Genomic DNA, 15,165 nt, shown 5'->3' with positions numbered 1-15,165 from the left:
ACGGTACCCGCGGCGACGGGGGAGGGCAACGGTGCCCGGCACCGACGGGGAGGCGGGGGAGAGGACGCGCGAGGGGCGAGGCCCCGCGCGCGGTGATCATGCGGTGACCTCCGCGAGCAGCTCGAGCACGTGGCGGTACTCCTGCCCGGTCGCGGCGTGCATGCCCAGCTCGCAGGTACGGTTCGCGCTCACGTACGCCGCGGTGGGGCGGGCGGCGACCTCGGCGGCCTCCGCGGCGGTCGCGGAGGCGGTGAGCTCGGGGTGCAGCATGCCGCGGTCCCCGGCGTAGGCGCAGCATCCCCAGGCGACGGGCACGACGACCTCCTCCGCCGCCGCCTCGGCGAGGGCGACGAGGTCCTCGGTCGCGCCGAGCGCGGTCGTGGAGCACGTGGGGTGCACGGTCACCGAGGGCACGCGCCGTCTGACCTCGAGGAGGGGGAGGAGGTGACGGCGGGCGAAGGTCACGGCGTCGATCACCTCGACGTCCACGCCCTCGCGGTGCAGGCTCTCGAGGGCGCCGAGCACGCCCTCGGTGCAGCTCGCGGCGTCGACGACGACCGGCAGCGCTCCGTCCTGCGTCGCCGAGCGCAGGCTGCGGCGCAGGTGCTCGTGCATGCGCTCCTTCGCCGCGGTCATGCCCTTCGAGGAGAACGGCGTCCCGCAGCACAGGGAGGCGGCGTCGTCGGGGACGGCGAGGCGCACCCCGGCCCGCTCGGCGAGCACCGCGAGCGCCCCGGGGGCCCCGGCGCCGGCCGTGCCCCCGGTGCTCCCGGAGCCGAACATCGTGTGGACGCACGCGGGGAGGTGCACGGCCGCGGTCACGGCGGAGGCCCGGCCCCGACCGCCGGCCTGGCGCACGGCCCCGCCGCGGCGGGGGAGCTCCGCCGTGTAGGCGGGCACGCGGTCCGCGCCGAGCAGCGCCCGCGCCGCCCCGGTGGCCGCGGCGGGGAGGGCACGGGGCAGCGCTCCGGCCGCACCCATCGCGAGGGAGGCTCCGCGCGTGACCGTGTCCCAGCTCCCGGCCGCGGCGGCCCAGGCCGCGCCCTCGAGCGGGCCGGCCTCCTCGGCGCGCAGGCGTCGTACGAGGTCCCCGGTGTTGATGCCCACGGGGCAGGCGCTCTGGCACATGCCGTCCGCCGCGCAGGTCGCGAGGCCCTCGTACGGGTAGGCCTCGCGGATCGCACGGGCGGTGCCCTCGTCCCCGGAGCGCTCCGCGGCGCGCAGGTCGCGGCGCAGCACGATCCGCTGCCGCGGTGTGAGGGTGAGGTCGCGGCTGGGGCACACGGGCTCGCAGTACCCGCACTCCACGCAGCGGTCCACCTCCTCCTCGACCTCGACCACGGGCTTGAGATCACGCATGTGGGCCCGGGGGTCGTCGGTGAGCACCACGCCGGGGTTGAGGATCCCCTCCGGGTCCACGAGCGCCTTGATCTCCCGCATCACGGCGTGCAGCGCGGGGCCGTACTGCCGCTCCACGAAGGGCGCCATCACGCGTCCCGTGCCGTGCTCGGCCTTGAGGTTCCCGCCGTGGTCCAGCACCAGCTCGACCATGTCCTCGGTGAAGGCCTCGAGCCGGTCCCCGCGGTCCAGGTGCTCGTCGAGCAGGAAGTGGATGTTGCCGTCCTTCGCGTGGCCGAAGATCACCGCGCCGTCGTAGCCGTGGCGGGTGAAGAGATCCTGCAGTCCCGCGCAGGTCGCCTCCAGGGCCGGCACCGGCACCGCGACGTCCTCGAGCAGGGCGGTGGAGCCGGCGGGCCGGGCCCCGGCGACCGCCGCGTACAGCCCCTTGCGGGCCGTCCAGAGGGCGGAGCGGCGGCCCGGATCGATGGTCATGGCGAAGCCGGCGGCGGGGTCGAGAACGCGAGCGAGCTGCTCCGCCCTGCCCACACGGTCCTGGAGCTCCGCGGGGTCGTCGGCGCGCTGCTCGAGCAGCAGCGCCGCATGACCGCGCACGTCGAGCGCGGTGATCTCCTGCGGGGCACCCGGGAGGGCGCGGGCGACCTCGAGCGAGCGCGCGTCGAGCAGCTCGACGGTCGCGAAGCCCTGCTCGGTGAGGGCGGGCAGCGCGGCCGTCGCGCGGCGCAGGTCCGGCAGCACGAGCAGCCCGGTCGCGGTGTGCGCGGGCACGGCGACCGTCCGGAAGACCGCCGAGGAGACGAAGGCGAGGGTCCCCTCGGAGCCGATGACGAGGTGGGCGAGCATCTGGGCGGGCTCGTCGAAGTCGAGCAGCGCGTTGATCCCGTAGCCCATCGTGTTCTTCAGGGCGAAGCGCTCGCGGATCACGCGCACCGCCTCCGGATCCGCCCGCACGCGCGCCGCGAGCGCGTCGAGGCCCGCGTGGAGGGCGGGCTCCGCCTCGCGCAGGAGGGCGTCGGCGCGGGGGTCGGAGGTGTCCAGCACCGTGCCGGAGGGGAGCACGCAGCGCAGCGACTCGAGGGTGCGGTACGTGTTCTCCGTGATGCCGGCGGCCATGCCGGAGGAGTTGTTCGCGATGATCCCGCCGATCGTGCACGCCGCCTCCGAGGCCGGGTCCGGCCCCAGGCGCCGTCCGTGCGGGGCGAGGCGCGCATTGACCTCGCGCAGCGTCGCACCCGGTCCCACCCGCACCCGGGCGCCGCCCTCGAACACCTCGACCCCGCGGAATCCGCGGCGCACGTCGGCGAGCACCGAGGAGGTCTGCGCCTGCCCGGAGAGGCTCGTCCCGCCGGAGCGGAAGGTCACCGGGCGCTGCTCCTGCACCATCCGTGCGAGCAGCGCCGCGACCTCCGCCTCGTCCCGGGGCACCGCGACCGCCGCGGGCAGCAGCAGGTAGTGGGAGGCGTCGTGGGAGAGCGCATGGCGGGTGACGGGCGAGGTGTCCAGCGACGGTGCGGGGCTCATGCGCCCACGCTATCCCCGCACGGCCCGCCCCTCCGGCGCGGGGGACCGGTACGGTCGGGGCGTGACCAGCGCACTGAGCACCTACCTCGACCGCCTGACCACCGAGCTCTCCGCGGCCGCGTGCACGGAGACCGACGACGCCGCCCCGCAGGACGCGGTGCTGCTGGACCGCGGCATCATCGGCTCCGCGGAGGTGGCCGGTGAGATCCCCGAGCTGTCCCGCCTCTCCGGCGCCCGGGAGGACCACGTCGGCGTCGCCCTGTGCGGGATCGACGGGGAGATCCTCGGCGCCGGGAACGGCCGCGAGCACGCCTTTCCCGTGCAGTCGATCTCGAAGGCGTTCGCCTACGGCGCCGCGATCGACCTCCACGGCATGGAGCACGTGGACTCCGTCGTGGACGAGGAGCCCACGGGGGAGGAGTTCAACGCCCTCAGCCTGGACCCGCACACCAAGAAGCCCAAGAACCCGCTCGTGAACATCGGCGCGATCCGCACCCACGCGATGCTCGGCGCCGAGCAGTCCGAGCGCACCCAGCGCCTGCGCGCCGTGCTCGACGCCGCGGCCGGGCGCCCGCTCGAGCTGCACCGTGAGACCTTCGAGGAGGAGCTCGGCACCGCGGACCGCAACCTCGCGCTCGCCTACATGCTGCGCGCCGCGGGTTCGATGGAGGAGGACGCCGCGGAGGTCGTGGGCGGCTACGTCGAGGGCTGCGCCGTGCTCACCACCGTCACGGACCTCGCGGTGATGGCCGCGACCCTCGCCTCCGGCGGCACCAACCCGCTCACGGGGGAGCGCGTCTTCTCCCGCGTCGCGGCGCGGCAGGTGCTCTCCGTGATGATGACCTGCGGCATGTACGACAACGCGGGGGACTGGGTGAGCGACGTCGGCCTGCCCGCGAAGTCCGGGGTGGGCGGCGGGATCATCGCGGCGCTGCCCTCCCGCTTCGGCGTCGCGAGCTACGCCCCGCAGCTGGACCTCCACGGGAACTCGGTGCGCGGCACCCTCTTCTTCGAGCGGTTCAGCGCGGACTTCGCCCTGCACCTCCTGGACGGCGTGCCCCCGTGGGACCTCCACGAGCGCGCCGAGGAGCTGATCCGGGAGAGGCACGTCGAGCACGGGGACGATCGCTAGACTCCCGTCCATGAGTTCTGCCGCGAGCAACGACCTGGTCCGACGTCCCTTCGAGGGGCTGCCGAACGAGCGGGACCTGGTGGCCATGCGCCAGCTGGTCCCCGCCGCGACCGCCCCGGCGCGCACCACCGCCGAGCACGGGGACGTCCCCGTCGTGCTCGCGACGATCCTGCCGATGGCCTGGCCCGCGGTGCGCCGCTCCGACGGCTCCGTCATCGTCGGCGTCCAGGCGAGCTACCCGGGAGGGGACCTCTCCCGCGGGATCGGGCAGGCGCTCGCCTCCGCGCTCGCGTCCGAGCCCGGCACCCCCGTCACCGCCGTCGAGGTCACGGCGGAGTCCCCGCGGCTGCAGGACCTGCTGGACCCCGCCTCGATCGGCGAGCTGGCCGTGCACGACACCTTCGACTTCTGGCTGGACCCGGGTGCCGAGCGCACCGCGGAGATCGAGCACTCCCTGCAGCACGCGAACGAGTCGATCATGGCGACCGCCGCGGTGGACGGCCTCCCGTCCGCGTTCTGGGTGGACGCCGGGGCGAAGGAGCACCTCCGCTGGGTGCTCGATGCGGACGAGGACCGCGTCATCGACGCCGTCACCCGCCTGCACGCGCGGCGCGAGTCCGCGATCGGCGAGGGCACGAAGTACGTGGGCTCCTTCCGCGCGGAGGGCATGACGATCCCTGTCTGGGACCTGCCCAAGGGCTACGGGGCCGCCGGCGTCGCCTCGGAGGCGGAGGCCTTCCGCTCCCGCTTCGAGGAGGCGCTCGCGAGCACGGACCCGCTCACGCCCGCCGAGCGGCGCGCCCGCGGCGGCATCGTCGCGCGGCAGGTGACCCTGCGATGAGCACCGCGGGGCCGCTCGCGGCGAACCGTCCTGAGCGGGTCGCCGTGGTGATCCCCGCCAAGAACGAGGCGGAGCGGATCGAGGCGACGATCGACGCGGCGCGCACGCTCGTGGGCGTGGACCTCGTGGTCGTCGTCGACGACGGCTCCACCGACTCGACCGCCGCGATCGCCATGGGCGCGGGCGCGGTCGTCGTCCGCCACCGGGTGAACCGGGGCAAGGCCGCCGCGATGGGGACGGGCGCTCAGCTCGTGGCCCTGCGGGAGGCGGCCGCGACGGCCGACGGCGGTGCGGACTTCACCGAGGAGATCCACGCCGAGCCCCGGGTCGCCGGCCACACGGGCCCGCTGCCGGTCATCGTCGACCATGAGGCCGACGACGCGCCCGTGCAGCGGGCACTGCTCTTCCTCGACGCGGACATGGGGGCCTCCGCCTCCGCCGCGCAGCCCCTCGTGGACGCCGTGCTCGTGACGGGGGTCGACATGGCGATCGCGCTGCTGCCCCCGCAGGTGGGCGCCTCCGGCATGGGGATCGTGGTGCGCACGAGCCGCAACGGGATCCGCCGGGCCACCGGATGGGAGCCGCAGCAGCCGCTCTCGGGCACCCGCTGCATCACCCGCGAGGCGTGGGAGGCCGTGCAGCCGCTCGCCGGCGGGTGGGGTGTGGAGACCGGGCTCAGCATCGACGCGGTCACCGCGGGGTTCTGGGTGAAGGAGATCCCCTGCGACCTCCACCATCGGGCGACCGGCAAGGATCTGCGCGGGCAGCTGCATCGCGCCGCCCAGCTCCGGGACGTGGTGCGCGCCCTCGCCGCGCGTCGGCGCCTGTCCCCGGAGATCTCGGGGGAGGAGGCCGACGGCGCCGTCGTCGAGGACGGCACCTCTCCCGAGCCGTCCGCGGTCGAGGCTCGTGCCGTCACCGCGCAGGACGACCCCGAGGGGTCCGTGGCGCCCCTCGGACCAACGGCACCCGGCACGGTCATGACGGAGGACGCCGAGGCCCCGAGCTCTCTCGCCCCTCCCGCCGCGTCACGCCCCGGGCCCCGCGCCGTCGAGACGGTCATGGGTGAGCACACCGGCGCGTCCGGCGTGGCCGACGGCGAGGAGGCCGACGCGCTCGGAAAGGGCGAGGACGAGCGGACCGACGCGCGCGCCGATCAGGCAGCAGCGATCGCCGAGGAGGGGGAGGAGCAGCCCCCGGCGCCAACTCACTCCCTGGACGCGGATCCCGACACCGCTGAGGTCACCGCATCCGAGCCTGCACCTGCACCTGCGGCCGCTGATGCCCTCGCACCCGCTGCTCTCCCTGCCCCGGGCCCGGCACCGTCCTCCTCGAGCCCGAGCGCCACCGCCGCGGCCGGCGCCGGCCGGCGCGCGGGGACGACGGGCGGGACCGCCTGGGTGCGCCCCACCGTTCTCAGGGAGCGCCTCGCCGCGCTCCCGGTGGACGGCGAGTTCTCGGAGGGCGACGTGATCCGCCTGGAGGACACGGACATCGAGGCGCTGGACCGCGCGCTGAGGGGTCTCCCTGTCGAGGGGCTCTTCGACACCGACGACATCGCCTATCTGGCGGGGGTGGATCTCGACGCTCTGGCCACCCGGCTGCACGCCGCCCCGGTGACCGGGCCGTTCGCGCCGATCCACGCGGTGATCATCGCGTCCCACCTGGGATCGCCGGAGCCCCGGATCCCCGAGGCGCTGCGCGACTCCCTCGCGGCGGACGAGTACACCTCCCTCGTGGTCCATGAGGCGGTGGACGCCCAGAACAGCGCCCCGTCCGAGGGCGGGGACCGAGATCGCCCGTCCCGCTGAGCGATTCGAGGGCTGGATCCGCCTCTGACCTGCGGTGATGTAGCTCGGGGCGGGAAAGTGGCCGAGGCCACTCCGAAAAGGGGCCTCTCGAGTTGACCGGGCCCGGGGATCCACGTAATGTTCTTCCTCGTGCCCGGGAGATCGGGACAGCGGGAAGGCCAGCAGTGGCGGAACGCGAAATCGACTCCCACCAGGCTCTTCGGATAACTTCAGAACTGATGAGGCGCGGTTCACACCGCACCGAATTGACATGGAGAACCGGATCCCCTAAGTTATAGGGGTTGCCTCGGAGTGAGGAACTCGGAAGGGTTCTGATACTGAGTGCGCGTGTTGCTTGATATCTCAATAGCGTGTCTATTTGTTGATGCCAATATTTGATTGGCAGAATATACGGATGATTAGCAGTTAAATGCTGGTTGTTTGTTTTTTTGTCAGGTTTATAGTTTTTCATGTTTTTCATGGAGAGTTTGATCCTGGCTCAGGACGAACGCTGGCGGCGTGCTTAACACATGCAAGTCGAACGATGACGACCGAGCTTGCTCGGTCTGATTAGTGGCGAACGGGTGAGTAACACGTGAGCAACCTGCCCTTCACTCTGGGATAACCTCGGGAAATCGGGGCTAATACCGGATATGAGCTCCTGTCGCATGGCGGGTGTTGGAAAGTTTTTCGGTGAAGGATGGGCTCGCGGCCTATCAGTTTGTTGGTGAGGTAGTGGCTCACCAAGGCGATGACGGGTAGCCGGCCTGAGAGGGCGACCGGCCACACTGGGACTGAGACACGGCCCAGACTCCTACGGGAGGCAGCAGTGGGGAATATTGCACAATGGGCGAAAGCCTGATGCAGCGACGCCGCGTGAGGGATGACGGCCTTCGGGTTGTAAACCTCTTTCAGCAGGGAAGAAGCGAAAGTGACGGTACCTGCAGAAGAAGCGCCGGCTAACTACGTGCCAGCAGCCGCGGTAATACGTAGGGCGCAAGCGTTGTCCGGAATTATTGGGCGTAAAGAGCTTGTAGGTGGCTTGTCGCGTCTGCCGTGAAAACCCGAGGCTCAACCTCGGGCGTGCGGTGGGTACGGGCAGGCTAGAGTGTGGTAGGGGAGACTGGAACTCCTGGTGTAGCGGTGAAATGCGCAGATATCAGGAAGAACACCGATGGCGAAGGCAGGTCTCTGGGCCATTACTGACACTGAGAAGCGAAAGCATGGGGAGCGAACAGGATTAGATACCCTGGTAGTCCATGCCGTAAACGTTGGGCACTAGATGTGGGGAACATTCCACGTTTTCCGCGTCGTAGCTAACGCATTAAGTGCCCCGCCTGGGGAGTACGGCCGCAAGGCTAAAACTCAAAGGAATTGACGGGGGCCCGCACAAGCGGCGGAGCATGCGGATTAATTCGATGCAACGCGAAGAACCTTACCAAGGCTTGACATGCACCGGACGACTCCAGAGATGGGGTTTTCTTCGGACTGGTGCACAGGTGGTGCATGGTTGTCGTCAGCTCGTGTCGTGAGATGTTGGGTTAAGTCCCGCAACGAGCGCAACCCTCGTTCCATGTTGCCAGCGCGTAATGGCGGGGACTCATGGGAGACTGCCGGGGTCAACTCGGAGGAAGGTGGGGACGACGTCAAATCATCATGCCCCTTATGTCTTGGGCTTCACGCATGCTACAATGGCCGGTACAAAGGGTTGCGAAACTGTGAGGTGGAGCGAATCCCAAAAAGCCGGTCTCAGTTCGGATTGGGGTCTGCAACTCGACCCCATGAAGTCGGAGTCGCTAGTAATCGCAGATCAGCAACGCTGCGGTGAATACGTTCCCGGGCCTTGTACACACCGCCCGTCAAGTCACGAAAGTCGGTAACACCCGAAGCCAGTGGCCCATCCTCGTGAGGGAGCTGTCGAAGGTGGGATCGGTGATTGGGACTAAGTCGTAACAAGGTAGCCGTACCGGAAGGTGCGGCTGGATCACCTCCTTTCTAAGGAGCTACACCAATGATTGGTGGCTGTCTGCTCACCCGCGTGTGGTGAGGATGGTTGCTCAAGGGTGGAACATCAACGAAGAGGCACTTCGCCGGCGGTGACCGGCTCCAGTACGACCTGCTCTCGAGTGGGTGTGGAACGAGCGGTGGTCATGGTGGGTTCGAGGTGGAGGCACGCTATTGAGTTGTGAGGCTGCACGCAGCCCTGTCACTGGTCTTCGGGTTGGTGCGGGGTGTGTGGCTGGTCCTCCCCTGCATGGTCGGCGCGGTTGCGTTGGTGGTGTGGGTGTGGGGTTGCTTCTTGAGAACTACATAGTGGACGCGAGCATCTTGTAAGCAATTTTAGTGTCTTTGTGTTGCCAAGTCTTAAAGGGCACACGGTGAATGCCTTGGCAAGAGGAGCCGATGAAGGACGTGGGAGTCTGCGAAAAGCCTCGGGAAGGTGACAACCGACCTGTGATCCGAGGATGTCCGAATGGGGAAACCCACCAGGGGTCATGCCCTGGTACCCGCCACTGAATGTATAGGTGGTGTGGAGGGAACGCGGGGAAGTGAAACATCTCAGTACCCGCAGGAAGAGAAAACAAATAGTGATTCCGTGAGTAGTGGCGAGCGAAAGCGGATGAGGCTAAACCGAGCCTGTGTGATACCCGGCAGGGGTTGCAGGTTGGGGGTTGTGGGACGTGCTGGACTGTTCTGCCGGACGGTCGACGTGAATGTGTGATGGTAGTCGAAGTCGTGTTGAGTGCGACGGCGTAGAGGGTGTGACCCCCGTAGACGAAACTGTTGCATGGCGTTGAGTGCTGTTCCCGAGTAGCACCGGACCCGTGAAATCCGGTGTGAATCTGCCAGGACCACCTGGTAAGCCTGAATACTACCTCTTGACCGATAGCGGACAAGTACCGTGAGGGAAAGGTGAAAAGTACCCCGGGAGGGGAGTGAAATAGTACCTGAAACCGTGTGCTTACAATCCGTCGGAGCCTTACGGGGTGACGGCGTGCCTTTTGAAGAATGAGCCTGCGAGTTAGTGGTCGGTGGCGAGGTTAACCCGTGTGGGGTAGCCGTAGCGAAAGCGAGTCTGAACGGGGCGTTCAGTCGCCGGCTCTAGACCCGAAGCGAAGTGATCTATCCATGGGCAGTGTGAAGCGCGGGTAAGACCGCGTGGAGGCGCGAACCCACTTCAGTTGAAAATGGAGGGGATGACCTGTGGATAGGGGTGAAAGGCCAATCAAACTTCGTGATAGCTGGTTCTCCCCGAAATGCATTTAGGTGCAGCGTTGCGTGTTTCGTGCCGGAGGTAGAGCACTGGATAGGCGATGGGCCCCACCGGGTTACTGACCTTAGCCAAACTCCGAATGCCGGTACGTGAGAGCGCAGCAGTGAGACTGTGGGGGATAAGCTTCATAGTCGAGAGGGAAACAGCCCAGAACATCAGCTAAGGCCCCTAAGCGTGTGCTAAGTGGAAAAGGATGTGAAGTTGCTGAGACAACCAGGAGGTTGGCTTAGAAGCAGCCACCCTTGAAAGAGTGCGTAATAGCTCACTGGTCAAGTGATTTTGCGCCGACAATGTAGCGGGGCTCAAGTACACCGCCGAAGCTGTGTCATTCCGGTTCTGCCGGGATGGGTAGGGGAGCGTCGAGCAGCCAGCGAAGCCGCGGGGGAACCCAGTGGTGGAGGCTGTTCGAGTGAGAATGCAGGCATGAGTAGCGAAAGACGGGTGAGAAACCCGTCCGCCGATTGATCAAGGGTTCCAGGGCTAGGTTAATCCGCCCTGGGTTAGTCGGGACCTAAGGCGAGGCCGACAGGCGTAGTCGATGGACATCGGGTTGATATTCCCGAACCGATCGTAGGAGGACCCATACCGAGGCAGTCGATGCTAACCACCCGATCAGTCCTCTTGCCCTTCGGGGTGAGGGATGCTGTGAGGCTGGGAACCAAGGTTGTAGTAGGTCAGCGCGAGGGATGACGCAGAGAGGTAGCTTCCGCGGACTTAATGGAATAGTCCGTCTAAGCGTGCAGCCCGACCCCGGGTAATGCTGGGGTCATCAAGGGTGAGACGTGATGGGGATCCCGTATGGGCGTAGGTGAGTGATCCTGTACTGCCAAGAAAAGTTCCGGCGTGACGAATACGGTCGCCCGTACCCTAAACCGACTCAGGTGATCAGGTAGAGAATACCAAGGCGTTCGAGAGAATCGTGGTTAAGGAACTCGGCAAAATGCCCCCGTAACCTCGGGAGAAGGGGGGCCTGAAGGGTGAGAGCCCTGAGGGCCGCAGAGACCAGGGAGAAGCGACTGTTTACTAAAAACACAGGTCCGTGCGAAGTCGTAAGACGCTGTATACGGACTGACGCCTGCCCGGTGCTGGAAGGTTAAGAGGACCGGTTAGCTCTTTGGAGCGAAGCTGAGAATTTAAGCCCCAGTAAACGGCGGTGGTAACTATAACCATCCTAAGGTAGCGAAATTCCTTGTCGGGTAAGTTCCGACCTGCACGAATGGCGTAACGACTTCTCCACTGTCTCAACCGCGAACTCGGCGAAATTGCATTACGAGTAAAGATGCTCGTTACGCGCAGCAGGACGGAAAGACCCCGGGACCTTTACTATAGTTTGGTATTGGTGTTCGGAACGGCTTGTGTAGGATAGGTGGGAGACTGGGAAGCATTCACGCTAGTGAGTGTGGAGTCGTTGTTGAAATACCACTCTGGTCGTTCTGGATTCCTAACCTCGGTCCGTGATCCGGATCAGGGACAGTGCCTGATGGGTAGTTTAACTGGGGCGGTTGCCTCCCAAAAAGTAACGGAGGCGCTCAAAGGTTCCCTCAGCCTGGTTGGCAATCAGGTGTTGAGTGTAAGTGCACAAGGGAGCTTGACTGCGAGACAGACATGTCGGGCAGGTGCGAAAGCAGGAACTAGTGATCCGGCACCTCATTGTGGAATGGGTGTCGCTCAACGGATAAAAGGTACCCCGGGGATAACAGGCTGATCTTGCCCAAGAGCTCATATCGACGGCATGGTTTGGCACCTCGATGTCGGCTCGTCGCATCCTGGGGCTGGAGTTGGTCCCAAGGGTTAGGCTGTTCGCCTATTAAAGCGGTACGCGAGCTGGGTTTAGAACGTCGTGAGACAGTTCGGTCCCTATCCGCTGCGCGCGTTGGATATTTGAGAAGACCTGTCCCTAGTACGAGAGGACCGGGATGGACTGACCTCTGGTGTGCCAGTTGTTCTGCCAAGAGCATGGCTGGTTGGCTACGTCGGGAAGGGATAACCGCTGAAAGCATCTAAGCGGGAAGCCTGCTTCAAGATGAGATATCCGTGCCCCTTGTGGGTGAGAGGCCCCCAGTAGATGACTGGGTTGATAGGCCAGATGTGGAAGCACAGCAATGTGTGGAGCTGACTGGTACTAATGGCCGATGACTTATCAACATCAAAGTTTTTGTTTGCTGGTGTTCGCGTCCACTGTGTGGTTCTGGAGAAGCAACTCCTGCCACTGCGTCCCCTGGTCGGGGGTGTGGTTGGTCAGGGCTGGTTGGTCTCGCCGTGTTACGGCGGTCATAGCATCGAGGAAACGCCCGGTTCCATTCCGAACCCGGAAGCTAAGCTCGATTGCGCCGATGGTACTGCACTCGGGAGGGTGTGGGAGAGTAGGTCGCCGCCGGACATCTTCATCGGGAAGGGTGGAGGACGTCGCTGGGGTGCTCGTGAGAGTGTCTCGCCGTTCTCTGCCCTTCCCTTTTTTCATGTCCAGTTTCCGGGCCGGCTCAGACGCCCGCGCGTGGTGAGCCCACCGGACGTCCACGAGCACGGCGACAGTCACCATCGCCATCAGCTGCACGTTGCCGTTCGCGTCCCCATCGACAGCGCGCTGAGGCGCGCGAGCCCATCGCATCGAAGCACGCGGGTCCCATCCCCGTCCCGGGGCCCGTACAGGGCTCGGAGGCCAGGGCGCTGAGAGGTGCGGCTCGACGGGGAGAGAGCGGGCCGAGGCCATCGCTCCCTGAGGATCCCCGGAGACGGCGGCCCGCTGACGCACCGGCTCAACTGCTCTCTCGTCCTCCGGCACATGGCCTCGCCGCGTCATGGGCCTGAGGACGTGTCTGCTCCCTGGCACGTGGATTCCGTGGCTGTTCGGCTCGCTGCTGTCTCGTGCCCTTCCCACGTCGTCCCCCGGCGGGAGAAGGGGACGAGAGCGTGAGAGGCAGCGGGGCGGGGGACTGGGGCGGGCGCAGCGTCTGATGACGCATCAGGTGCGACAGCGGTCTCGGATTCGTGTTGGAGCGTTGTCCAGGGCTGGTCAGCGCTGGGGGTGAGGCGCTCCTGATGGGAGGCTCAGGCGGCCCGCCGCACGCGGGGCGGCCCCACGCATCGCCACCGGCATAGGATCCGCCGTGTGTGGCTCCTCTCAGCGTCCCTCGGTGCTCAGGCGGACGTTCGTGCTGTCATCGGCTCCCGTGCCGGTGGCATGGGCCGTCGGCTCGTCGCCGGGTGAGGGGAGCGCCGGAGGGAGCAGCACGAGTGCGATCCCGAACATCGCCGCGACGAGCACCGGACCGGTGTCGTTCACCGCATAGCCCAGCCATCCGCCAGCGACCACCGCGATCATCGTGTGCAGGGCGTAGGGGTGCTCCTCGTACAGCGCTGCGAGTCTGGTGAGCCGAGCACGGCGGGGCATGAGCGCGGCCACCGAGCAGGCGAGCGCGAGGATCAGGAGCACCGTGAGCGCGGGATAGCCGAGCGTCATGCCCACGTTCTGCGCGAGCTTGCGGACCACGACCGCCACGAGCTCGCCCGAGAGCAGCTCGTTGATGAAGCGCCCCAGATGCGTGCGGTCCTCGGGCGGCCGCAGCCAGTCCAGGAAGGAGACCCCGAGCACGAGCACCGCGCCGCCGGCGAGCAGCGAGACCACGTGCCACGGGCGGAGCCGGATCCCCGAGACGAGCAGCGCGAGCAGGCCGAACGTCGGAACCGTCGCGAGCATCGACCCGAAGTCCGCACCCATCGACGGCGTCACGCACACCACCGCGACCGCGACACCCACGCCGAGCGTCCACAGCACCCGTGCTCGCGCCGTGCGGAGCAGCGTGAACAGGCACAGCAGGGCGATCAGCGACGCCGCGAGGACGATCCCGAACAGGTGGTTGGACAGCCCGTAGAAGCGGCCGCCGGAGATCGGCTGCGCGCCCAGCGGGGAGCCCAGCTGCAGCCGGGAGCCCGTCGCGGACTCCAGCAGGACGATGCCGCCCACGAGCGCCGCGCTCACCGCGACCGAGCCGCGGGGGACCCGCCGCCAGGGACCCGCGAGCACCACGAGCGCGAGCAGCGCGGAGCCCGCCCAGACGACGCCCGTGAGCGCGAGCGCCGGATGCTCCGCGCGCCACCAGGGCACGAGCGAGGCCATGAGGCCCACCGGCAGGGCGAGCGGGGCGATCGTCGTCAGAGCCCGGCCGAGGGCTTGCAGCCGCGGGCGACGGCCGAGGGCCGGGACGAGCAGCAGGACCAGCCCCATGACCCCGAGGGCGAGCCAGGAGCCCAGCGCCGGGATCGTCGCGTCGTCCACCTCGAGGGCGGCGAGCGAGCGGTCCTTGACGAGCTGCTGCGGGTCTGCGCTCTCCGTCCCCCGCAGGGGCTGGCCGTTGAGGAGACCCTCGGAGCTCGCCCCGTAGGACGCGAGGATCGTGGGCGCGACGTCCGTCAGCATGACCACGCCCGGCTGCTTCGTCGCCCCCGAGGTGAGGGCGCGGCCCGGGAGCGCGGAGTCCATCGCGACCTGCAGCCCCGCCGAGCGGGAGGCCATCGCCCCGGTGCGCTCCGAGGCGTCCGGATCCGCCGGGTCGATCGCCGCGACGGAGAGGGTGAGCGTGCGCGGCAGCGAGTCCGCGTCGCAGCCCCCGGCGGCGTCGATCACCTCGCCCGCCCGCGCGTCCAGGGCGGTGAGGGCGTCGGCACGCTCCGGGTCGGAGCGGTCCGGCAGACCGCCGAGGTCCACGAGGACGATCCCGTCCTCCGCGCCGAGGCCCTCGGAGATCTCGTCGGCGGCGCCGTCGGGCAGGGTCGCCGCGGTGGAGACCGCCGGGTCCGCGGGCTCGTCGGAGCCGGCGTCGTCCGGCCCGCCGCCTCCGTCGACCTCCGTCACGGGCACCCCGAGCTGCTCCCACTGGTCGACGGCCGGGTCCGGGATGCCGGCGGTGCGGGGGGCGTCCGCCGCGAGGCCGCGGTAGCCCGAGCGGATCGTCTCCATGCCCTGGCGCATCGTGGAGACCACGGAGACCGAGGTCGTGTTCATGGCGCCGAGGCCCGAGCGGTCCGCGAGGCACTGCAGGTGCGGCGTGAGCTCGGGGGTGACGTCCCGCCAGTCCAGGCCCGCCGTCGCGATGACCAGGCGGACGGGCTCGTCCGCCGTGATCGCGCCCTCCCCGTCCGCGCCCGCGGCCCGCGCCGACGGGGCGCCCGCGAGGACCAGCGTCGCCGCGCAGAACAGGGCGAGGAGCAGGGCCGGGAGCGCGGTGACGGGGCGGGGGAGGGACGGCAT

General features: G+C 68.0%; 5 protein-coding genes and 3 rRNA genes. 6 read left to right on the top strand and 2 right to left on the bottom strand.

Annotated elements, in window-relative coordinates:
• Positions 1-96 precede the first annotated feature (96 nt).
• Positions 97-2,880: an FAD-binding and (Fe-S)-binding domain-containing protein gene (locus tag C1N80_RS00040; RefSeq protein ID WP_137768887.1), complete on the bottom strand. Its 2,784-nt coding sequence runs from the start codon at positions 2,878-2,880 to the stop codon at positions 97-99.
• A gap of 61 nt (positions 2,881-2,941) precedes the next feature.
• Between C1N80_RS00040 and glsA the strand changes: the two genes are divergently transcribed.
• The 6 genes from glsA to rrf all read left to right on the top strand — a co-directional run bounded on the left by glsA (position 2,942) and on the right by rrf (position 12,297).
• Positions 2,942-4,012 carry a glutaminase A gene (gene glsA, locus C1N80_RS00035; RefSeq protein WP_168197978.1) on the top strand — a complete coding sequence of 357 codons (1,071 nt, stop codon included), beginning with the start codon at positions 2,942-2,944 and terminating at the stop codon, positions 4,010-4,012.
• 10 nt (positions 4,013-4,022) lie between these two features.
• Complete coding sequence (locus C1N80_RS00030; RefSeq protein ID WP_137768885.1) at positions 4,023-4,853, top strand: DUF5926 family protein; 831 nt, start codon at positions 4,023-4,025, stop codon at positions 4,851-4,853.
• Positions 4,850-6,664, top strand: coding sequence for a glycosyltransferase (locus C1N80_RS15675; RefSeq protein WP_240811167.1), 1,815 nt, complete (start codon positions 4,850-4,852; stop codon positions 6,662-6,664). The genes C1N80_RS00030 and C1N80_RS15675 overlap by 4 nt, the downstream gene beginning before the upstream one ends.
• A 455-nt stretch (positions 6,665-7,119) precedes the next feature.
• Positions 7,120-8,638: ribosomal RNA gene (locus C1N80_RS00020) — 16S ribosomal RNA — on the top strand.
• Positions 8,639-8,998: 360 nt separating this feature from the next.
• A 23S ribosomal RNA gene (locus C1N80_RS00015) occupies positions 8,999-12,062 on the top strand.
• Positions 12,063-12,180: 118 nt separating this feature from the next.
• Positions 12,181-12,297: ribosomal RNA gene (rrf, locus tag C1N80_RS00010) — 5S ribosomal RNA — on the top strand.
• The 16S, 23S and 5S rRNA genes sit together here, the layout of an rRNA operon.
• Before the next feature lie 741 nt (positions 12,298-13,038).
• On the opposite strand, the gene C1N80_RS15610 is transcribed toward rrf, so the two are convergent.
• Positions 13,039-15,165 carry a hypothetical protein gene (locus tag C1N80_RS15610; protein ID WP_205750651.1) on the bottom strand — a complete coding sequence of 709 codons (2,127 nt, stop codon included), beginning with the start codon at positions 15,163-15,165 and terminating at the stop codon, positions 13,039-13,041.

Origin of the sequence: Brachybacterium sp. SGAir0954 (assembly GCF_005490785.1) — a bacterium.
GTDB lineage: Bacteria > Actinomycetota > Actinomycetes > Actinomycetales > Dermabacteraceae > Brachybacterium > Brachybacterium rhamnosum.
This window is presented reverse-complemented; position numbering and strand designations above follow the sequence as displayed.

Excerpts from the sequence above, each read along its gene's own strand:
- C1N80_RS00040 (WP_137768887.1), bottom strand. The coding sequence starts at position 2,880 with ATGAGCCCCGCACCGTCGCTGGACACCTCGCCCGTCACCCGCCATGCG.
- C1N80_RS15675 (WP_240811167.1), top strand. The coding sequence starts at position 4,850 with ATGAGCACCGCGGGGCCGCTCGCGGCGAACCGTCCTGAGCGGGTCGCC.
- C1N80_RS00030 (WP_137768885.1), top strand. The coding sequence starts at position 4,023 with ATGAGTTCTGCCGCGAGCAACGACCTGGTCCGACGTCCCTTCGAGGGG.
- C1N80_RS15610 (WP_205750651.1), bottom strand. The coding sequence starts at position 15,165 with ATGCCGTCCCTCCCCCGCCCCGTCACCGCGCTCCCGGCCCTGCTCCTC.